This window comes from Novosphingobium sp. (assembly GCF_031424035.1).
Taxonomy (GTDB): Bacteria; Pseudomonadota; Alphaproteobacteria; order Sphingomonadales; family Sphingomonadaceae; genus Novosphingobium.
The window spans coordinates 1-19,700 of record NZ_JANPGP010000145.1; the positions used below are offsets into that span (position 1 = coordinate 1).

Sequence of the window (19,700 nt, forward strand, 5' to 3'; positions counted from 1 at the left end):
GTGCTGTTCTTCGTCGACAACATCTTCCGCTTCACGCAGGCGGGTTCGGAAGTGTCGGCTCTGCTCGGCCGTATTCCTTCGGCCGTGGGCTACCAGCCGACCCTGTCGACCGACATGGGCCAGCTGCAGGAACGCATCACCTCAACCAACAAGGGTTCGATCACCTCGGTCCAGGCGATCTACGTTCCGGCCGACGATCTTACCGACCCTGCACCAGCCGCATCGTTCGCCCACTTGGACGCAACGACCACGCTGAACCGCGCGATTTCGGAACTGGGCATTTACCCGGCGGTTGACCCGCTCGACTCAACCAGCCGCGTTCTGACCCCGGCCGTTGTCGGCCAGGAGCACTACGAAACCTCGCGCCGCGTCCAGGAAACGCTGCAGAAGTACAAGTCGCTTCAGGACATCATCGCCATTCTCGGCATGGACGAGCTTTCGGAAGAAGATAAGCTCACCGTCGCCCGCGCGCGCAAGATCCAGAAGTTCCTGTCGCAGCCGTTCCACGTCGCCGAAGTCTTCACCGGCATCCCCGGCAAGTTCGTGCAGATCGAAGACACGGTGAAAAGCTTCAAGGCTGTGGTTGACGGCGAATACGATCACCTTCCCGAGAACGCCTTCTACATGGTCGGCGGCATCGACGAAGCGATCGCCAAGGCCAAGAAGCTGGCTGAAGAGGCTTAAGACATGGCGCTGCACTTCGAACTCGTTACCCCGGCAAAGCTCGTCCGCTCGGAAGACGTCCACATGGTCGTCGTCCCCGGCACCGAGGGGGATTTCGGCGTGCTGGAAGGCCATGCTCCGGTGATGTCGACCGTGCGCGATGGCGCGCTGCTGGTCTACAAGACCGCCGGCGCCGCGCCGGAAGAGATCCGCGTTCAGGGTGGTTTCGCCGAAGTTGGCGATGCCGGCCTGACCGTCCTCGCCGAGCACGTCGAAGGCTGAAACGCCTTTCCTTACAGGAATTGAAACGGGGCGGAGCGATCCGCCCCGTTTTCGTTTGAGTTCGCCACACCAACCGTCGCTCCCGCGCAGGCGGGGGCAATGGCGAAAATAGTGGGAATCGCCTGCGCAAAGCTTGGTCTTGCCGGGGCTTGGTCTAAACCTGCGCTATTCATGGCTGAAACCCGCTTCGCCCTCCTCCACCGCCCCACCGCGCAGTTTGGCCTGATGCTGCTGGTTGGCCTCATCACCCGCGCGTCAGTCTTCGGCGATCTCAGCTACTTCTCGGACGAACTGTTCTACTTCCTCGCCGGCCAGCGCATGCATGACGGGATGCTGCCCTACGTGGACGTCTGGGACCGCAAAGGCCCGGCGCTGTTTCTGACCTATTACCTGATCGCAGGTGTTTCAGCCTCGGTATGGGCCTACCAGATCGCTGCCTGGGCCTTCGCCAGCACCACCGCCTTCGTCATCGCGCGCATCGCGCTGCGCTTTACAGGGGTGCAAGGCGCGCTGGCGGCGGGGGGCGTCTACCTGTTCAGCCTCGCCCTTTTCGGCGGTGCAGGCGGGCAGTCGCCTGTGTTCTACAACCTGTGGACCGCGCTCGCGGCCCTTATGGTGCTGCGTGGGCGTTGGCGCGAGATGCTGGCGGCGATGGCGCTGGCTGGCCTCGCCATCGCCTACAAGCAATCCGCCGCGCCCGAAGCGCTGTTCCTCGGTCTCGCAGCGGTGTGGCGGCTGCGGCAAGAAGGCGCGACCGGAGCGCAACTCGCTCGGCGCGGTCTGCTGCTCGCGCTTGCCGGCGCCCTGCCCTTCGCGCTGTTCGCAGCATTCTACGCTGCCGCCGGCCACTTCGATGCCTTCTGGCAGGCGATGGTCACTTCGAACCTGCGCAAGGCCTACAATCCCGTTGGCGACCACTGGGTGCGGATCGGCGCGCTGGCCAAGCTGTCCTCGCCGCTACTGCTCGGCGCGATTGCCGGGCTGGTGCTGGCCGAGCGCCGCACCCCGCGCGCGTTCATCAGCTGCTGGATCGCGGCGGCGCTGCTGGGCTTCGTCCTCGTCCCCAATTTCTACGAACACTACCTGCTGCCCGTATTGGTGCCGCTGTCCGTGGCGAGCGCGGCACTGTTCAACCGGGGCGCGGTGGGCCTTGGTGCCGCTGCTGCCGCTGCGTTGGTCTTCGCCGCCAACAGCCCGATGTTCGCCTTCGCCAAACGCGCAGAAGCCCGCGCCGCGATGGAAGGCATCGCCGCCGATATCCGCGCCCGCAACCCCCGCCCACGCCTGTTCGTCTATGAAGGCCCAGTCTGGCTCTACGCCATGCTGCACAGCTACCCGCCCAGCCCCCTGCTCAACAACTTCCACCTCTATTTCCCGCCCGAGGAAGGCGTCAGCCAATTCGATGCCGCCGCCGAAGTGCAGCGCAACCTGGCATGGCGACCCGATGTGATCGTCACGTACAACAACTGGGAGCCGTGGGAAGAAAACGCCCGCACCGCGCCGCTGGTGCGCGGTTACGTGGCGAAAACCTGCCGCCACTGGTTCACCCGCGACTATCACGAAAACTATCGCAGCTATCGCATCGACGTCTGGGGCGATTGCAATGCGCCGGCCAGAGCGCCGGGCGTCACTCCTTCGGCGGCGTCTCCAGCACCGGCGGCGCGACCGGACGGTAATTGAAGCGCACGGCCTTCGACCCGTCGATCTTCGAAATTTCCGCCATCAGCAATTGCCCCTGCCGCCAATAGCGGATGCGCTGCGGGTAATCATGGAGCGGGTTGGCGAATTCGATCGCGTCGTCGCTCTGCACGGCAACCGGGAATTCGCTGGCCGTGCGCCCGTATGGCTGGGCGAAAAAGGTGATGCGGCCATCGGCCTTGCGCTGGATGCGGGTCACTTCCCAGTTCTCCAGCTTCGGACCAAAGCCCATGCGGGCCATGCCGATCATCACGCCGCCGCGCGGAGCCATCCACACCTCGTCGCCCCAGGCCGAGCCATCTTCCATGACCCAGGACCCGGCCAGCCACGCGGGCAGGCCCTCGTTCTCGGACTTCACCTCGGGCGCGGGTCCCCCGATGGTCAGCGCGGCGGCCAGAATAATCGAATGCAGGAACGTCATCGAACCCCCTTGGTTTCAGTCGGGATATAGCACTGCCCCACCCGCGCTAAACCCCGGCTTAACGCCGCGATCCGGCGCGCCACAACCACAGTCCGGCAGCAACGATCAGCGCAGAGCCGAGCAGCGTCGGCCCGTCCGGCCAATCACCGAAGAAAATCACGCCCAACACCGTGGCAACCAGCAACTGGACATAGGTCATCGGCGCGACGGCCGCCGCTCCCGATTTCGCCGTGCCCTTGAAGATCGCCCAGTGCGCAAAGCTGGCCGAACAGGCGACCAGGGCGCAGCGCGTGATAATGGTCCAGTCCGGCATGCCAAGCGCAAGCCGGGGAATCCCACTGAAGCCGCCGATCACCGTCGCCGCCACCAGCAGCGGTGCGGCTATGCTTGCGACAAAGAATTGCGATGCCAGCGGGCTGGCCTTGCCGGCGGTGGCGCGGTTGCCAATCATCAGCAGGCTCATCCCTACGGCGCTCATCAACGGCAGCAGCGCGGCTAGGCCCAGTTCGGCAAGGTTCGGCCGCAGGACGATCAGTGTGCCGGCAAAGGCGACGATGGATGCCAGCACGGTCTCGCGCCGGGCTGGCTCGCCCAGAAACAGCGCAGAAAGCAGCGCCGTGATCATCGGGCTGGTGAAGGTGATCGATGTCGCTTCGGCCAGCGGCATGAAGGTGACAGCAGCAAAGAAACCTACTGTGGCGATGCTGACTCCGAACCCGCGCAGCAATTGCAGCGCCGGGCTGGGCATGGCAAATCCGGCACGGCCTTCGCGCAGCGCGAGCAGCACGCCCAGCCCCGCGGCACCCAGGACATAGCGCGTCGCGGCAATCGCCGTGGGTGCCCATGCCCCGTTGATCGACTTGATCACGGCATCGCCCATCGACAGGCAGGCAAAGCCCATCAGGGCCCAGGCCAAGCCAATGCGTTCGGGCGCGATGCGCTCAGAGTGATGGGCAGGATAGTGGACAGAAATCGGCGGCACTCCCAAGGGGGAGCGCGCTCCCGTCAATTGCCCGCGAATACAGGAGGCAGGCAGAAAAGTGCAACTCTTGCGCCGACATTTAGGAAGTTTTCAAAGTTTAAACCATATTACGGCATCCATGTAGCGGCCTGGTGCGTCTTCCTGTCTTGGAAGGCTGGCGCAGGCGACAAGGATGAGCGGGCCAATGAGTGCATTCGGGCGGAAAAGTGGTGTAGGCGCGATGTCGCCGGGGGCGCGCCCCCAGTTCGGCGTGGCCAAGCCTATGCGCAGCGGTGCCGGCGCGCCTCCGGAAGCGGGCATGGGGGGCGCAGCCTCTCTCCCCGGCATGGCCGCAATGCCTGGCGGCGACCAGTTCCCGCCGCTTCCCAGCTTTGATGACAGCGGCGCGAAAAGCGATGGCCCGGCAATGAAGGCCGACGCGCTGACCCGTCTGGCCGACCGTGCCAATGGCGTTGTCGAAGCGAACAATCAGCTCGAAGGCTTCGAAGCCTCGGTCCACAAGATCAAGGAACAGGTGCTGCCGCGCCTGCTTGAACGTGTCGATCCCGAAGCGGCGGCCACGCTGACCAAGGACGAGCTGTCCGAAGAATTCCGCCCGATCATCCTCGAGGTGCTCGCCGAGCTGAAGATCACGCTCAACCGCCGCGAACAGTTCGCGCTGGAAAAGGTGCTGATCGACGAACTTCTGGGCTTTGGCCCGCTGGAAGAACTGCTCAACGATCCTGATATCTCGGACATCATGGTCAACGGCCCCGACCAGACCTACGTGGAAAAGAAGGGCAAGCTGACCCTTTCGACCATCCGTTTCCGCGACGAACAGCACCTGTTCCAGATCGCCCAGCGCATCGTCAACCAGGTCGGCCGCCGCGTCGACCAGACCACGCCGCTGGCCGACGCCCGTCTCAAGGACGGCAGCCGCGTCAACGTTATCGTGCCGCCGCTGTCACTGCGCGGCACCGCGATCTCGATTCGTAAGTTTTCCGAGAAGCCGATCACCATCGACATGCTCCGCGACTTCGGATCCATGAACGACAAGATGGCCACAGCGCTGAAGATCGCCGGCGCCTGCCGCATGAACGTTGTCATCTCGGGCGGTACGGGTTCGGGTAAAACGACTATGCTCAACGCCCTGTCGAAAATGATCGACCCGGGTGAGCGCGTGCTGACGATCGAAGACGCCGCCGAACTTCGCCTGCAGCAGCCGCACTGGCTGCCACTGGAAACGCGCCCGCCGAACCTTGAAGGCCAGGGCGCGATCACCATCGGCGATCTCGTCAAAAACGCCCTGCGTATGCGTCCTGACCGCATCATCCTCGGCGAAATCCGCGGTGCGGAGTGTTTCGACCTTCTCGCCGCCATGAACACCGGCCACGACGGTTCTATGTGCACGCTTCACGCCAACAGCCCGCGCGAATGCCTTGGCCGTATGGAAAACATGATCCTGATGGGCGACATCAAGATCCCGAAGGAAGCCATTAGCCGCCAGATCGCCGAATCGGTCGACCTGATCGTGCAGGTAAAGCGCCTGCGCGACGGTTCGCGCCGCACCACCGACATCACCGAGGTGATCGGCATGGAAGGCGATGTCATCGTCACCCAGAACCTGTTCAAGTTCGAATATCTGGACGAGAGCGAGGACGGCAAGATCATCGGCGAATTCCGCGCCTCTGGCCTGCGCCCCTATACGCTGGAAAAAGCGCGCCAATTCGGCTTCGATCAGGCCTATCTGGAAGCCTGCCTCTAACTTCAGACGCTAGCCTTTAATCCACACCCGTAGCGCACCGGCAAGCAGCAGGCAGGCGAGCAGCGAGGCCCAGAAGGACAGCGTCGTCCAGTCGATCACCCCAACCGCGTCAGGATCGCTGCGGTTGCGGCGCTTGCGATCACGCCACCATCCGAACGCCGCCAGCGCCAGCGCCGCAAGTCCCGGCAGCAGGAACCAGCGCAGCGTTTCATTGTCCAGCCAGTCGGAAATCATGCCCGCGCCGTGGCCGCTGAATGCGCGAAAGGCAAGGCCCGCGCTTGCGCCGCCAGAGCGAGGCTCTTAGGCCAGAGCCCATGGCTATCGTGATGGAACGCCCGCAACGCCCACTCTATGCCCTCGCCCTGCGCGTGGCGGCCGTGGCTGCGTTCGGCACGATGTTCATGATCATCAAATACGCCGGTGAAAGCGGGGTTTCGGTGCCCGAGATCATGTTCTGGCGGCAGGCTGCCTGCCTTCCGGTGATTGTGCTGTGGATGGCGCTGACCCGCCAGCTCCACGAATTCGGCACAAAACGCATAGGCAGCCACGCGGCCCGCGCGATGGTAGGCATGACCTCGATGGCCCTGACTTTCACGGCCACCGTGCTGCTACCGCTGGCGGAATCGACCGTATTGTCGTTTGCCAGTCCTCTGTTTGCCGTGGTGCTCGCGGCGTTTTTCTTCAAGGACAAGGTCGGTCCGTGGCGCTGGTCAGCCGTGCTGCTTGGCTTCGCAGGCGTCGTCGTCGTGGCCCAGCCGGGAGGTGAGCCGGTTTCGCATCTCGGCATTGCGCTGATGCTTACGGGCGCCTTGCTGGTAGCGGTGATCAACTACCTGATCCGCGACCTTGCCAAGAGCGAAAGTTCAGTGACGATCGTCTTCTGGTTCTCGCTGTTCGGTACTTTGCTGATGGCCCCGCTGATGCCGTTCTACATGACCGGGCATACGCTGTTCGGCTGGCTGACGGTCATTGCGCTCGGCGTGACCGGAGCCATCGGACAACTGCTGATGACGGCATCGCTGCGCCACGGTTCGGTCGCCAGCGTGATCGTGGTGGACTATACCCAGCTGATCTGGGCGACCGGCTATGGCTGGCTGGTATGGGACAAATTGCCCACGCAGGCGCTGTGGTTCGGCGCGCCGCTGATCATCGCGGCAGGCGCAATCATCGCCTTTCGTGAACAGGTTCTGGCCCGCAAGCGCCGGCGGGAAGTCTCGATCCAGCAAGTCAACGACTAGGCGTTGCCGGCAGGCGACGAACCGAAGGTGCCGGTTCATCGCGGGGCGAGGTTCGCGCGTTAGGCAGGTTGAGCCCACAACAGGAGTTCACCCAATGATCCGCAAACTATTCCTCACGGCAATCGCCGGCAGTCTCGTACTCGGCCTCAGCGCCTGCAACACGGTCGCGGGTGCGGGTAAGGACCTGCAATCCGCTTCGGAATCGACCAAGGAAGCAATCAACAAGTAAATATCAGGCGGCGCGCAAGGCCTTTGCGCGTCGCCACATTTCGATCCGCATGCCCACGATCATGCCGAGCGCGAAGCCCAGCAGCGCATCGGTGACGAGCGGCAAGCCCGCTGACGCCACCTGTCCGGCAGCCTGCGCTTCACGCCCGGGAATAAGCAACCGCCGCGCCAGAAACAGTGCGACGATGAACAGGAACGCCAGCGGCGACTGGCGGACCGTGACCGCGCCGGTTTCTTCGTCGAGATGGAACCGCATCAGCCGCGCACGCTGCCAGCCAACGGCGCCGCCGATCACCACACCCAGAACGAAGACTCCCCAGCCCATCGGCGCGGGCGGCATGGCATAAAGCATGGCCCCGATCAGCGCCGTCAGAATGGCCGGCATGATCCACATCCGCCCCGTCCGCAGTGCGACCGGCTTGTCGATATTGCGCCAGCGGCGAAACATGACGAACGCAATGATCGCGAACGGCAGGACCGTCTGAAGCCACCCCCCTTGCTGCATTTCAGGCTGTCTCCGCTGCTGCCTCTTTCCACGTCAGCACAGGTTTGCGCGCGGCCTGCGTTTCGTCAAGCCGGCGACGCGGTGCGTGGTGCGGTGCAGTCTTGAGCGACGGATCAGAATTGCGCGCCCGCGCGGCCAGGCTGCGCATCGAGGTGATGAAGCGGTCAAGCCCGTCCTTGCTCTCGGTCTCGGTCGGCTCGACCAGCATCGCGCCGTGGACCACCAGCGGGAAATATACCGTCATCGGGTGGAAGCCCTCGTCGATCAGGCCCTTGGCGATGTCGAGCGTGGTGAAGCCATCCGGCAGGCCATCGTCGCTGAACATCGCTTCGTGCATGCACGGACCCGCCTTGGCAAAGGGCGCGCTCAGCACGTCCTCAAGGCTACGCAGCACATAGTTGGCGTTGAGCACAGCGTCTTCGGCAACCTGACGCAGACCGTCGGCGCCGTGGCTGAGCATATAAGTCAGCGCGCGGGTGAACATGCCCATCTGGCCGTGGAACGCGGCCATGCGCCCGAACGACTGGCTGTGGCCATAGGCAACGGCGTCCTCTTCCTCGACGAGGTGGACCACCCCGTCCTTGTCCTTCGCGGTGAAGGGCAGCGGGCCAAACGGCGAGAGTGCTTCCGACAGCACCACCGGCCCCGAACCCGGACCGCCGCCGCCGTGCGGGGTGGAAAAGGTCTTGTGCAGGTTGATGTGCATGGCATCGATGCCAAGGTCGCCGGGGCGCACCTTGCCGACGACGGCGTTGAAGTTCGCGCCATCGCAATAGACATAGCCGCCGGCTGCATGGACCGCGTCGGAGATCGCCTTCATGTCGCGCTCAAACAGGCCGCAGGTGTTGGGATTGGTGATCATCACCCCTGCCACGTCCGGCCCCAGCCGAGCCAGCAGCGCATCGAGATCGACCCGGCCATCGGCGTTCGCAGGAATGTTCTCCACCCCGAAGCCCGCAAAAGCGGCGGTCGCCGGATTGGTGCCGTGGGCAGATTCAGGGACGAGGATAATCTTGCGATCCTCGCCCCGCGCCTCAATCGCGGCCTTGATGCAAAGCAGCCCGCATAGTTCGCCATGCGCGCCTGCCTTGGGCGTCATGGCAACGCCGTGCATCCCGGTCAGTTCGATCAGCCAATGGGCCAATTCGTTGATGACTTCATAGGCCCCGCGCACGGTGCGCTGCGGTGCAAGCGGGTGAACGTCGGCAAAACCGGGGAACCGCGCGACCTTTTCATTAAGGCGCGGGTTGTGCTTCATCGTGCACGATCCCAGCGGGAACGGCCCTAGGTCGATCGCGTAGTTCTGGCGGGAAAGGCGCGTATAGTGGCGCACCGTTTCGGGCTCGGAAAGGCCGGGAAGTGCCGGCGCGGCCTTGCGCAGAAACCGGGACAGACCGGGCACGACTGCGCCCGCCGGCTCGTCCATGTCCACGCCGCAAGTGCCGGGGCGGCCCAGTTCGAAGATCAACTTTTCCTCAAGCGCGAGGCCCTTGTCGCCGCTGGCGGTGGCGAGGGAAAGCTCGTGATCGCCTGCCTCGCCCATCGCGGGCCGCCAGCCGGAAGCGTTGGGAGCGTTCATGCGGGGACTCCTTCAAGGACTTCGCTCAGCGCTGAGGCGAAGGCGGCAATATCGGCATCAGTGGTCAGTTCGCTGGCGCAGACCAGCAGGCCCTTCGCGAGCGCATCATTGCCCGGATATAGCCGGCCGAGCGGCACACCGCCCAGAACGCCCCGGTCCGCCAGTTCGCGCACAACCTCGCGCGCCTCGCGCGGCAGGACGACGGTGAATTCGTTGACGTAAGCATCATTGAGCACTGAAACGCCCGGGATCGCCGCCAGAGCATCGGCCGTGCGGCGCGCTGCCTGGTGGTTGATGCGGGACAGCTTGGCCAGCCCTTCCCCGCCAAGCAGCGTCATGTGGATGGAGAACGCCAGCGCGCAGAGGCCGGAATTGGTGCAGATGTTGCTCGTCGCCTTCTCGCGCCTGATGTGCTGTTCGCGCGTCGACAGCGTCAGCACGAAACCGCGCCGCCCTTCGGCATCGACGGTCTGGCCGCAGAGGCGACCCGGCATCTGGCGCAGGTACTTCTCACGGCAGCCGAACAGGCCAAGGTAGGGCCCGCCGAAGTTGAGCCCGACGCCGATCGACTGGCCTTCGCCCACGACGATATCCGCGCCGATGTGGCCCGGCGCCTCGATCAGACCGAGCGCCACCGGCTCGGTCACCACCACGATGACCAGTGCGCCGTGTGCCTGAGCGGCGGCGGCAATTGCCTCCAGATCAGGAATGCGACCAAGCATGTCGGGGTACTGGACGATGACGCACGAAGTTTCGCCGTCGATGGCCGCGATCACCGCCGCATCGTCCGGTTCCGCCGACAATTCGGGAGCGTTCACTACCAGCTCGTCGCCGGTGAACTTCGCCATGGTCTGGCACGTCGCGACGTAATGCGCGTGGAGCCCGCCCGAGATCACCGCCTTCTTCCGCCGCGTTACGCGCCCGGCCATGACCACGGCTTCCCAGCAGCCCGTCGAGCCATCGTACATCGAGGCATTGGCGACATCGGTGCCGAGCAGCCGCGCCACCTGCGTCTGGAATTCGAACAGCACCTGCAGCGTGCCTTGCGCGATTTCCGGCTGATACGGTGTATAGGCGGTGAGAAATTCGCCGCGCTGGATCAGGTGATCGACCGAAGCGGGAATGTGATGGCGATAGGCCCCTGCGCCGAGGAAGAACGGTGCAGCTCCGGCGGCAAGGTTCTTTGCCGCGAGCGCCGACATATGGCGATCAACCGCCATTTCGCTGGCGTGCATCGGCAGGCCGGGAACCGGTCCGGGCAGCCGCGCCGCTGCGGGCACATCCTCGAACAGCGCATCGACGGTATCCACGCCGATGACGCCGAGCATGTCGGCGCGTTCGGCGGGGGTCAGGGGGAGATATCGCATCTAATCGTCGTCCCGGGCGTGACCCGGGACCGCTGGCCGCCGGGTATTGAGGTAGGTTTGATCTGGCCAGCGGTCCCGGGTCGAAGCCCGGGACGACGCGCCGATCACAGCCCCTTGATGAAGTCCTGATAGCCGTCCGCGTCCATCAGGCTGTCCAGTTCGGCAGCGTCGGACAGGGTGATGCGAAACAGCCAGCCGCCGCTTTCGGCATCGGTGTTGACCAGTTCGGGGGCATCGCCGAGCGCGGCATTGGCCTCGGTCACGGTGCCGGAAACCGGCGTGTAGACGTCGCTCGCGGCCTTGACCGAATCGACGACGCAGGCGCTGTCGCCCTTGCCGAAGCTCGCGCCTTCATCGGGCAGTTCGACAAAGGTAATGTCGCCAAGCTGGCCCTGTGCGTAGTCGGTAATGCCAACGGTGCCGGCATCGCCGTCAACGTCGATCCATTCGTGGTCCTGGGTGAAATAGCGGGGCATGATCAGGCTCCTCGGAAATAGCGGTGGGGTACAAAGGGCATTGGGGTGACAGCGGCAGTAAGGCGCTTACCGCGCACATCGATTTCAAGCGCGGTGCCGGGGGCAGCCAGATCGGCATCGACATAGGCCATGGCAATCGGGCGTTCGAGGCTGGGCGAGAAGCCACCAGAGGTGACGCGGCCAACCTGCTTGTCGCCACTGAACACCAAGGCACCCTCGCGAGCTGCCTGACGGCCATCGAGCGTCAGGCCCACGCGTTTCTGAGCCGGGCCGACGGCCAGCACCTTGAACACGTGCTCCGCACCGATGAAGCCGCCTTCAGTACGGCGGCGCTTGTTGATGCCGAAGGTCAGGTCGGCGCTGACCGGATCAATCTCGGTATCCATGTCATGCCCGTAAAGCGGCAGTCCGGCTTCAAGCCGCAGGCTGTCGCGCGCGCCCAGCGCAATCGGCTTGACCTGTGGCTGGCCGCAGATCAGTTCTGCGATCTGCGCGGCATTTTCCGCCGGGATCGAGATTTCGAAGCCGTCCTCGCCAGTATAGCCCGAGCGGCTGATCCACGCATCGACGCCGCCCAGCTTGAACGCTGCGCCCTTCATGAAGGTCAGCGCGAACAGCGGCGTTTCGCCCGTGACCAGCGGTTCGAGCGCGGCGAAGGCCTGCGGGCCCTGCAGGGCCAGCAGCGCCGTATCGTCGAGATGGTTGATCGTCACTTCGTCGGGCAGTTGTTCGCGCAAGTGGGCAATATCGTCCCACTTGGTCGCGCCATTGACGACCAGATAGAAGCCGGTGCCCCAGCGCGTGACCATCAGGTCATCGAGCACGCCGCCGTTTTCATCGAGCAGCAGCGAATAGCGCACCGACCCCAGCTTCAGCGTTGCCAGGTCGATCGGCAGTACGGCTTCCAGCGCCGCCTCCACGCCTTCTCCGCTGATGTAGAGCTGGCCCATGTGGGAAACGTCGAACAGGCCGGCGTTCTCGCGCGTCCAAAGGTGTTCGGCGATGATGCCTTCGTACTGCACCGGCATCCAGTAGCCGGCGAACTCCACCATGCGGCCGCCGCGCTGCCGATGCCAGGCATCGAGCGGCAGGGTGAGCACTTCGGGCTCAAGCTCATCGAGATTATCGTTGGATTCGCTCAAGACACAACTCCGCAACAGTCAGCACACCAGTTCAGGTGCCCCCTCTGTCACGGAAGCCTGAGAGCATTACCCCTTCGGCGGATGCGATTTGCACGCACCTCTTTCCAGAGCGTCGCTATTGGCCGGCACGGTCCATTTGCCTGAGAGTTTCCGGGGCGGTTGCTCCTTCGGCGTCCCAAAATCCGGTTCCCATCTCAGCGAAGGGACCCGAATCACGAGATCTCTCCCGCGCAGCCAGCGACTGTTCGTCGATTGGCGGCGCTGGCGGGCGGAGTCAACCGCGCCGTGCCCTATTCCACAGTACCCGGGCTCGGCGCGCCGGTGTGCACCGCGCGCCGCACACTCTGTTCGAGCGCCTGCCGTCGGATCGCGCGCAGGATCTCGTCGTGTTCATAGACGAAGCGCCCGCGCGACTTCTGATGCGCCAGTGCCAGCATGGACTGGGCCATCACTTCGGCATGGATCGAGCGGTACTGCCGGTACTTGCCGCGCAGAAAAAGGTCGATCAGCGGGCTGGCCACCTGCGCCAGCCATTCGAACGGGCGGCGCTGTTTGCGCGGGCCAATCAGCAGGCCGGGGCGCAGTACATCGATGCGGCCATAGGCGACCTTGACCAGCGCGTCCTCCACCTCGCCCTTCACTCGCAGATAAAGCTGTTTGGCGTGGCGGTTCGCGCCCACCGAGGACACGATGATCAAATGCTTCGCACCGGCTGCAAGGCCCCATTTGGCGCAATCGAGCACCAGCCGTTCGTCAACCAGCCGGAACTGCGCCTCGCTCTTGCCCGCTTGCTTCCATGTCGTGCCCAGCGCGATCACCAGCACGTCCGGCTGGGCGGCGGCGATGGCGTCTTCCCAGCCCGTCGTTGGGGCAAGCAGCACTTCCATACGCGCGCCCTTGGGCAATTCGGCTTCGTTACGCGACACGGCGACCAGTTTCACATCGCCGCGCCCGACGCAGGCCTCGATCAGCGCCGTGCCGACAAGCCCGGTCGCGCCGACCAGGCAGATGCGCACTGGCCTAGACATTGGACAGGCCCTCCGGCGCTTCACCGAAGATGCGGGCATAGGCAGAGATGGCAAAGCGGTCAGTCATCCCGGCAATATAGTCAGCGATGTGCCGGCTGCGGTCAGGCTCGGCCTCGTGCCCGCGTGTCCCCCAGTCCTTGCCCATCAGCGCCGGATGATCGCGATAAGCGGCGATGAGGCCCGCGGTCACCTGCTTGGCGCGGGCGGCGGTTTCGATCTGGTCGGGGTGATAATAGAGGCGTTCGTACATGAAGGCTTTCAGTCGCCGCTCCTGCGTTGCGACGTCGGGTGAGAAACTTGCTACCATGCGCCCTGCCTTGCGGACAGCATCGGCGGATTCAAGCCCTTTTACATTATGTTGCGTCTGCGCGATCAGATCATTGACCATCCAGCCGATCTGGCTGCGCACCAGTTCGCGCAACTGCCGATCGCGCGGGGCCAGCGGATAGCGCCGCTCCACTTCGCGCCAGTGATCGGCCACGAAGTCCAGTGTCAGCAGGTCCTCCAGATCGAGGAAACCCGCGCGCAGACCGTCGTCGATGTCATGGTTGTCATAGGCTATGTCATCAGCCAGCGCCGCAACCTGGCCCTCAAGCCCGCACCAGTCGCCCAGTCCGAGCGGATAGGCCGCATCAAGCTCGGCCAGCGCCCAGTTGGGATCGGTCACCGGACCGTTGTGCTTGGCGAGGCCTTCGAGCAGTTCCCACGTGAGGTTCAGCCCGTCGAACTCGCAGTACGGGCTTTCCAGCCGCATCAGCGTGCGCAGGCAATGCGCGTTGTGATCGAACCCGCCCTGCGCGCTGAGTGCCTCGCTCAGCGCGTCCTCGCCCGAATGACCGAACGGCGGGTGGCCGATGTCATGGGCAAGGCACAGCGCCTCGGTCAGGTCCTCGTCCACGCCCAGCATGCGCGCGATCGTCCGGCCGATCTGCGCGACTTCAAGGCTGTGCGTGAGCCGCACGCGATAGTGATCGCCGTCAGGTGCGATGAACACCTGCGTCTTGTGGCGCAGCCGGCGAAACGCGATCGAATGGATAATGCGGTCGCGGTCGCGCTGGAACGGGCCGCGAGGGCCCCGCGCCAGACCGTCGGACGATACAAATTCGCGCCCCCGGCTTTGCGCCGGATCGCTGGCATAGGGCGCGCGGAAATGTTGGGTCAGGAGCTCACTCCCCCGGTGTCGCTTCGCCCAGGATCCACTCGGCTGCAGCCTCGGCATGGATGCGGGTGCAGTCGTAGACCGGCAGGACCGAGGCATCGACATCGACGAGCATTTCCAGCTCGGTGCAGCCGAGAACCACCGCCTGCGCGCCATCCTGGCCAAGATTTGTCAGGATCGTCTTGAGCTCGCGCTCGGCTTGGCGGCTGACCTTGCCCAGCAGCAGCTCGTTATAGATGATCCGGTCGAGCGAATCGACGAAGGCCATTTCGGGCGGCAGCAGTTCGATATCGCGCTCGATCAGCTTCTGGCGGTAAAAGCTCTCCAGCATCACGTTGCGCGTGCCGATCAGCGCGACCTTGCGGCGCTTGTCCTGCGCGACGCGCTCCGCCACGCATTCGGCGATGTGGATCACCGGCACGTCGACCGCCTTCTGCACATCGGCGTGAACCTTGTGCATCGAATTGGCGCCGATGATGATCGCGGTAGCCCCGGCCTTTTCCAGCCGTTTGGCCGACTGGGCGAGCGTCTTGGCCGCTTCTTTCCATTCGTCCGCAGTCGAAAGCCGCTGCAAGTCCTGAAAGTCGAGGCTTTCGATCAGCAACGGCGCGGAATGGCGCTGTCCGACGCGCCTCTGCACCAGCCGGTTGATGTGTTCATAATAGGTGCGCGTCGAATACCACGACATGCCGCCAATAAGGCCGAGTTTGCGCAACGCCGATTCTCCTTGAGGGATGGAACAGGCCCCCGTTTGGAGCGGCCATTAGGCAATGCGGGGCGAAGCGTCCACCCGCGCAGACGGGTCGTCCACCGACCCAGCGGCCCGTCTTAACGCTTTTTCTCGCTGATCCAGCCAGTCTTGCACAGCGCCGCAGAGCTGAGCGTCACTTCGATGGCATCGGCATCGCCGTTCTTGCGCAGCGCGGCAACAAATTCGCTGATCGTCCTGCGCGGCGCGGCGTTGAGGCGCTGCAGTTCCTTGAGCTGGTGGATCGTCAGCTTGCCAGCCATGCGCTGCGCCATGCAACCGGCGAGCGATTCCGAAAGCCCGCCGTCCATCAGCGCGCTCTTGACGCGGCTGGCCTTGATGTCCTGCACGCAGCCGGAAAGCACGAAGATCGCCGCGAAGGTGGACAGGGCGGCGGCGCGCTTGACCATCAGTGCGACAAGCCCTTGTTGATGTCCTCGACCATCTTCTTGGCATCGGCGAGGAGCATCATCGTCTGGTCCATGTAGAACACGTCGTTATCGACGCCAGCATAGCCCACGCCGCCCATCGAACGCTTGATGAAGAACACCTGCTTGGCCTTGTCGACATCGAACACGGGCATGCCGTAGATCGGCGAGGACTTGTCGGTCTTCGCTGCCGGATTGACCACGTCGTTCGCGCCAATGATAAAGGCGACGTCGGCGGTGGCGAATTCGGAGTTGATGTCCTCCAGTTCGAACACTTCGTCATAGGGCACGTTGGCTTCGGCCAGCAGCACGTTCATGTGCCCGGGCATGCGGCCTGCGACCGGGTGGATCGCGTACTTCACTTCGACGCCCTTGGCCTTCAGCAGGTCACCCATTTCGCGCAGCGCGTGCTGGGCCTGCGAAACCGCCATGCCATAGCCGGGGATGATGATGACCTTCTCGGCCTCACCCAACATGTAAGCGGCGTCTTCGGCCGAGCCGCGCTTCCACGGGCGTTGCTCTTTCGCCTCGCCGCCGGCCGGGCCGGCATCGGCGCCAAAGCCGCCGGCGATGACCGAGATGAAGCTGCGGTTCATCGCCTTGCACATGATGTAGGACAGGATCGCACCCGACGAACCGACCAGCGCGCCGGTGATGATCATCGCCGTGTTGTGCAGCGTGAAGCCCATCGCGGCGGCTGCCCAGCCCGAGTACGAGTTGAGCATCGAGACCACGACCGGCATGTCCGCGCCGCCGATCGGGATGATCAGCAGGAAGCCGATGATGAAGCTGAGCGCGGTGATCGTCGCGATCACCCACAGGCCCTGATCCTGCGTAAAGTACGCCGTCAGGCCAAGGATGGCGACGATGGTGCCAAGGTTGATCACGTGCCGCCCGGGCAGCATGATCGGCGCGCCCGACATTTTGCCGGCGAGTTTGAGGAAGGCGATTACCGAACCGCTGAAGGTAATGGCACCGATGGCGATGCCGAGCCCAAGCTCGATCCGGCTCTGCAGATGGATCGCGCCGTCCGCATCGGCAATGCCGAAGGCGATCGGGTTGAGATAGGCCGCCCATCCGACCAGCACGGCGGCTAGGCCGACGAGGCTGTGGAACGCCGCGACCAGTTGCGGCATGTCCGTCATGGCGATCTTGCGCGCGGTGACCCAGCCGATGGCACCGCCGATGGCGATGGCGGCGACGATTTCAGGCAAGCTGGCAACTTCATGCGTCACCAGCGTGGTAGCGACCGCAATCGTCATGCCGATCATGCCCATACGGTTGCCGGTGCGGCTCGTCGCCGGTGACGACAGCCCGCGCAGCGCGAGGATGAACAGCACGCCCGAGATCAGGTAGGCGAGCATCGCCCACGAAGGAGTAGCGACGTGTTCCATCACTTCTTCTCCTTCTTCTTGTACATCGCGAGCATTCTGGCCGTCACGGCGAACCCGCCGAAGATGTTCACGCTCGCCAGCACCACCGCCAGCAGCCCTAGCCACTTGCTCGTCGCGCTACCTGCAGCCGCGCTGGCAATCAGCGCGCCGACGACGATCACCGAGGAGATTGCGTTGGTCACCGCCATCAGCGGCGTATGCAGCGCCGGGGTGACCGACCAGACGACGTAATAGCCCACGAAGCAGGCCATCACGAAGATCGAGAGGATTGAGATGAAGTCCATTATCTGCGGTCCTTGAGGATGTCCGGCAAGTCGATCATCCTGACGATGCTCAGGTGTGAGTAAATGATCGCCATCATTCGAAATACATTCCTGACATGAGCCGTGCCCCCATCAGTCTGGGGTCCACATCGAAACGGACCTTGACGGTCCGATTAGGCGCAAGCAATTCCACTCTTTGTTCGGCTCTGGGCTTTGTGAGATTCCAAGCGTGCACGATGAAATCTCCCGCACCGCAGGGAACTTTGAGTTCGTCAGGCAGCGCTTCCTTGGCCGGCGCGTGCCAAGGGCACAACGAACCGAAACTATGCTTATCCTCAATCCTCATGACGGAGCTGACCTGTCCCTTGTCATTGGCCACCAAGTGCCAGTCGATTTTGGGTCTCTGGCTCGCAGCCAATGGATCTCCATCGACAAAGGCAAAGTCCTTGAGCGACATTGCACGGGTTGGCATCGAATCATTCATGGCGAACCACATCTGATCGCCTGTCATGAATGAGCGGCCGCGACTGCGGAGAAAATATGCATCGAACCGGCCGTTGCCATCGCTATCGAGGACGCAGACTCGATTCGACGAACCCACAAAGCCAGCGGCGAACTGGTCTTGACTACATGCCAGCAGACGCGATCCAACCATAAGGTACAGCTGGGCGCTCTTGGGCAGCAACGCCTTACCATCGCCGCTTTTGACTGGTTCGTTCGCGACCAGCATCCGAGCTGGAACCAAGCTGAATGAGAAAGTCAGACCTCCAGGCTTTGCCTCGCCCTTACCAGGAGCGAAGGCATCTGCCGGAATAGCCCAATCGACTTGCAACTCATCCTTCTTGCCTGGCGCAGCCTCAACCGACACCGAGCAAAACCCAATGTCCAATGCGGCCACGGCGAAAATTGCCCCCCTAAAATTCACCCCAGCAGCCTCTCGTTCACAACCTTGCCATCCTTGGTCAACCGCACGGCATCGCCAATTTCCTCGTCGAGGACCGGGCGGCCCTTTTCCTTGTCCCAGAAGGCGGACAGGAAGTTGTAGAGGTTGCGCGCATAGAGCGCCGAGCTGTCAGCCGGCAACTTCGCAGGCGTGTTCGAATAGCCGACGATCTTGACGCCGTGCTTGACCACGACCTGATCGGGCACCGAACCTTCGACATTCCCGCCCTGCGCCACAGCAAGGTCGAATATGACCGAACCGGGCTTCATCGAGGCGATCTGCGCGTCTGAAATCAGGCGCGGCGCAGGCCGGCCCGGGATCAGCGCGGTGGTGATGACGATGTCCTGCTTGGCAATGTGGCTGGATACCAGATCGGCCTGCGCCTTCTGGTATTCCTCCGACATTTCGGTGGCATAGCCGCCCGCGCCTTCGCCTTCGATGCCGGCGACATTTTCCACGAAGATCGGCTTGGCGCCGAGCGACTGGATCTGTTCCTTGGTCGCCGAACGCACGTCGGTGGCGGAAACCTGCGCGCCAAGGCGGCGGGCCGTGGCGATAGCCTGAAGGCCGGCAACGCCAACCCCCATGACGAAGGCCTTGGCCGCCGAAACTGTGCCGGCAGCGGTCATCATCATCGGGAAAGCGCGGCCGTAGAGGTTCGCCGCTTCGATCACCGCCTTGTAGCCCGACAGGTTCGACTGCGAGGACAGGACGTCCATTGATTGCGCGCGGGTGATACGCGGCATGAATTCCATCGCCAGCGCCTCAAGCCCGAGGCTGGCATATTCGTCGATACGCGCACGTTCACGAAAGGGATCGAGCGTCGCGACAACCCATGCCCCGGCGCGAACGCCGGACAGCGCCTTGGGTTCGGGCCCCTGCACGCCGAGCACCACGTCCGCGCCCGTTACCGCGCCGGACTTCACCTCTGCGCCAACCGCTTCGTATTCCGCGTCGCTGATCGAAGCGCCTTCGCCGGCGCCCTTTTCAACCGCGACAACCGCACCCAGCGCGATGAATTTCTTCACCGTTTCCGGCGTGGCCGAAACGCGGGTTTCCCCGCTCGCGCGTTCTTTGAGAACCGCGATCCGAAGGGGTTCGGTCATCAGCCGGTCAGGAAATCAGAGCGATGACGACAGCTGCCACGACTGCGAGAAGCGGGACGGACCACTTCAGCACGCCAAGGAAGCTGGTGTAGGTCGAATTGTGCGCCTTCATGTCGTTACCGGATGCCATAGCCTGGTCGAGCCCCGTGCTTGCGGCCCGCAACCGATGCGGGCCAATTGAACATAGGCCAAAGCCTCTATCGCCCTAGATGCCCGCGCTCAAGCGGTAACAACCTTAATCCGCTCTTTACCCACTCGCCTTATGAACAACTGCGAAGGTTCGCGAAGCTGTTTCGCGGCCAAGCG

Annotated in this window: 22 protein-coding genes, 1 pseudogene and 2 riboswitches; of the genes and pseudogenes, 6 read left to right on the top strand and 17 right to left on the bottom strand. The window is 63.7% G+C overall.

Annotation, left to right across the window (positions count from 1 at the left end; all coding sequences use genetic code 11):
- The 3 genes and pseudogenes from RMO89_RS19740 to RMO89_RS19750 form a co-directional block, all read left to right on the top strand.
- Positions 1-684 (top strand): annotated as a pseudogene (locus tag RMO89_RS19740) (F0F1 ATP synthase subunit beta); the annotation flags it as partial.
- A 3-nt stretch (positions 685-687) separates the two neighbouring features.
- The gene (locus tag RMO89_RS19745) at positions 688-945 is read left to right on the top strand and encodes an ATP synthase F1 subunit epsilon (protein WP_310535326.1); all 258 of its coding nucleotides are present in this window, start codon (positions 688-690) and stop codon (positions 943-945) included.
- A gap of 171 nt (positions 946-1,116) precedes the next feature.
- Positions 1,117-2,625 carry a hypothetical protein gene (locus RMO89_RS19750; RefSeq protein WP_310535327.1) on the top strand — a complete coding sequence of 503 codons (1,509 nt, stop codon included), beginning with the start codon at positions 1,117-1,119 and terminating at the stop codon, positions 2,623-2,625.
- Here RMO89_RS19750 and RMO89_RS19755 read toward each other — a convergent pair.
- Positions 2,573-3,064 (bottom strand): DUF6265 family protein, encoded by a 492-nt coding sequence (locus tag RMO89_RS19755; RefSeq protein WP_310535328.1) that lies wholly within the window; start codon positions 3,062-3,064, stop codon positions 2,573-2,575. The genes RMO89_RS19750 and RMO89_RS19755 overlap by 53 nt on opposite strands.
- 58 nt (positions 3,065-3,122) lie before the next feature.
- The gene (locus RMO89_RS19760; protein ID WP_310535330.1) at positions 3,123-4,046 is read right to left on the bottom strand and encodes a DMT family transporter; all 924 of its coding nucleotides are present in this window, start codon (positions 4,044-4,046) and stop codon (positions 3,123-3,125) included.
- 184 nt (positions 4,047-4,230) lie between these two features.
- Between RMO89_RS19760 and RMO89_RS19765 the strand changes: the two genes are divergently transcribed.
- A complete protein-coding gene (locus RMO89_RS19765) occupies positions 4,231-5,790 on the top strand; it encodes a CpaF family protein (RefSeq protein WP_310535331.1) in 1,560 nt (519 codons plus the stop codon).
- 9 nt (positions 5,791-5,799) lie between these two features.
- Here the strand turns inward: RMO89_RS19765 and RMO89_RS19770 are convergent, their stop codons facing one another.
- The gene (locus RMO89_RS19770) at positions 5,800-6,024 is read right to left on the bottom strand and encodes a hypothetical protein (RefSeq protein ID WP_310535332.1); all 225 of its coding nucleotides are present in this window, start codon (positions 6,022-6,024) and stop codon (positions 5,800-5,802) included.
- An 80-nt stretch (positions 6,025-6,104) separates the two neighbouring features.
- Between RMO89_RS19770 and RMO89_RS19775 the strand changes: the two genes are divergently transcribed.
- Both RMO89_RS19775 and RMO89_RS19780 read left to right on the top strand, forming a co-directional pair.
- Positions 6,105-7,028 (top strand): DMT family transporter, encoded by a 924-nt coding sequence (locus tag RMO89_RS19775; RefSeq protein WP_310535333.1) that lies wholly within the window; start codon positions 6,105-6,107, stop codon positions 7,026-7,028.
- A 94-nt stretch (positions 7,029-7,122) separates the two neighbouring features.
- Entirely contained in the window at positions 7,123-7,257 is a 135-nt protein-coding gene (locus RMO89_RS19780) for an Entericidin EcnA/B family protein (RefSeq protein ID WP_310535334.1), read from the top strand.
- Between the two features lie 3 nt (positions 7,258-7,260).
- On the opposite strand, the gene RMO89_RS19785 is transcribed toward RMO89_RS19780, so the two are convergent.
- The 14 genes from RMO89_RS19785 to RMO89_RS19850 form a co-directional block, all read right to left on the bottom strand.
- On the bottom strand, positions 7,261-7,704 hold the full coding sequence (locus tag RMO89_RS19785) for a DUF1453 domain-containing protein (RefSeq protein WP_409035587.1): 444 nt from the start codon (positions 7,702-7,704) through the stop codon (positions 7,261-7,263).
- 58 nt (positions 7,705-7,762) lie between these two features.
- Positions 7,763-9,340, bottom strand: coding sequence for an aminomethyl-transferring glycine dehydrogenase subunit GcvPB (gene gcvPB, locus RMO89_RS19790; protein ID WP_310535337.1), 1,578 nt, complete (start codon positions 9,338-9,340; stop codon positions 7,763-7,765).
- Positions 9,337-10,707 carry an aminomethyl-transferring glycine dehydrogenase subunit GcvPA gene (gene gcvPA / locus RMO89_RS19795; protein ID WP_310535339.1) on the bottom strand — a complete coding sequence of 457 codons (1,371 nt, stop codon included), beginning with the start codon at positions 10,705-10,707 and terminating at the stop codon, positions 9,337-9,339. Before gcvPA ends, gcvPB begins: the two co-directional genes overlap by 4 nt.
- Positions 10,708-10,811: 104 nt before the next feature.
- A complete protein-coding gene (gcvH, locus tag RMO89_RS19800; protein WP_310535340.1) occupies positions 10,812-11,183 on the bottom strand; it encodes a glycine cleavage system protein GcvH in 372 nt (123 codons plus the stop codon).
- A gap of 2 nt (positions 11,184-11,185) precedes the next feature.
- Positions 11,186-12,325, bottom strand: coding sequence for a glycine cleavage system aminomethyltransferase GcvT (gcvT, locus tag RMO89_RS19805; RefSeq protein ID WP_310535341.1), 1,140 nt, complete (start codon positions 12,323-12,325; stop codon positions 11,186-11,188).
- Between the two features lie 34 nt (positions 12,326-12,359).
- Positions 12,360-12,443: riboswitch (glycine riboswitch) on the bottom strand.
- Positions 12,444-12,564: riboswitch (glycine riboswitch) on the bottom strand.
- Positions 12,565-12,615: 51 nt separating this feature from the next.
- Positions 12,616-13,353, bottom strand: coding sequence for an NAD(P)H-binding protein (locus RMO89_RS19810; protein WP_310535342.1), 738 nt, complete (start codon positions 13,351-13,353; stop codon positions 12,616-12,618).
- Positions 13,346-14,572 (bottom strand): deoxyguanosinetriphosphate triphosphohydrolase, encoded by a 1,227-nt coding sequence (locus RMO89_RS19815; protein ID WP_310535343.1) that lies wholly within the window; start codon positions 14,570-14,572, stop codon positions 13,346-13,348. Before RMO89_RS19815 ends, RMO89_RS19810 begins: the two co-directional genes overlap by 8 nt.
- Positions 14,520-15,227, bottom strand: coding sequence for an amino acid racemase (locus RMO89_RS19820; RefSeq protein WP_310535344.1), 708 nt, complete (start codon positions 15,225-15,227; stop codon positions 14,520-14,522). The genes RMO89_RS19815 and RMO89_RS19820 overlap by 53 nt, the downstream gene beginning before the upstream one ends.
- A 113-nt stretch (positions 15,228-15,340) precedes the next feature.
- Positions 15,341-15,670, bottom strand: coding sequence for a hypothetical protein (locus RMO89_RS19825; protein WP_310535345.1), 330 nt, complete (start codon positions 15,668-15,670; stop codon positions 15,341-15,343).
- Positions 15,670-17,082, bottom strand: coding sequence for an NAD(P)(+) transhydrogenase (Re/Si-specific) subunit beta (locus tag RMO89_RS19830; protein ID WP_310535346.1), 1,413 nt, complete (start codon positions 17,080-17,082; stop codon positions 15,670-15,672). Before RMO89_RS19830 ends, RMO89_RS19825 begins: the two co-directional genes overlap by 1 nt.
- Complete coding sequence (locus RMO89_RS19835) at positions 17,082-17,366, bottom strand: NAD(P) transhydrogenase subunit alpha (RefSeq protein WP_264416444.1); 285 nt, start codon at positions 17,364-17,366, stop codon at positions 17,082-17,084. Before RMO89_RS19835 ends, RMO89_RS19830 begins: the two co-directional genes overlap by 1 nt.
- A gap of 73 nt (positions 17,367-17,439) precedes the next feature.
- Positions 17,440-18,243: a hypothetical protein gene (locus RMO89_RS19840; protein WP_310535347.1), complete on the bottom strand. Its 804-nt coding sequence runs from the start codon at positions 18,241-18,243 to the stop codon at positions 17,440-17,442.
- Between the two features lie 23 nt (positions 18,244-18,266).
- Positions 18,267-19,394, bottom strand: a complete 1,128-nt coding sequence (locus RMO89_RS19845; protein WP_310535348.1) for a Re/Si-specific NAD(P)(+) transhydrogenase subunit alpha — start codon at positions 19,392-19,394, stop codon at positions 18,267-18,269.
- Between the two features lie 7 nt (positions 19,395-19,401).
- Entirely contained in the window at positions 19,402-19,524 is a 123-nt protein-coding gene (locus tag RMO89_RS19850) for an aa3-type cytochrome c oxidase subunit IV (protein WP_310535349.1), read from the bottom strand.
- Positions 19,525-19,700: the final 176 nt, after the last annotated feature.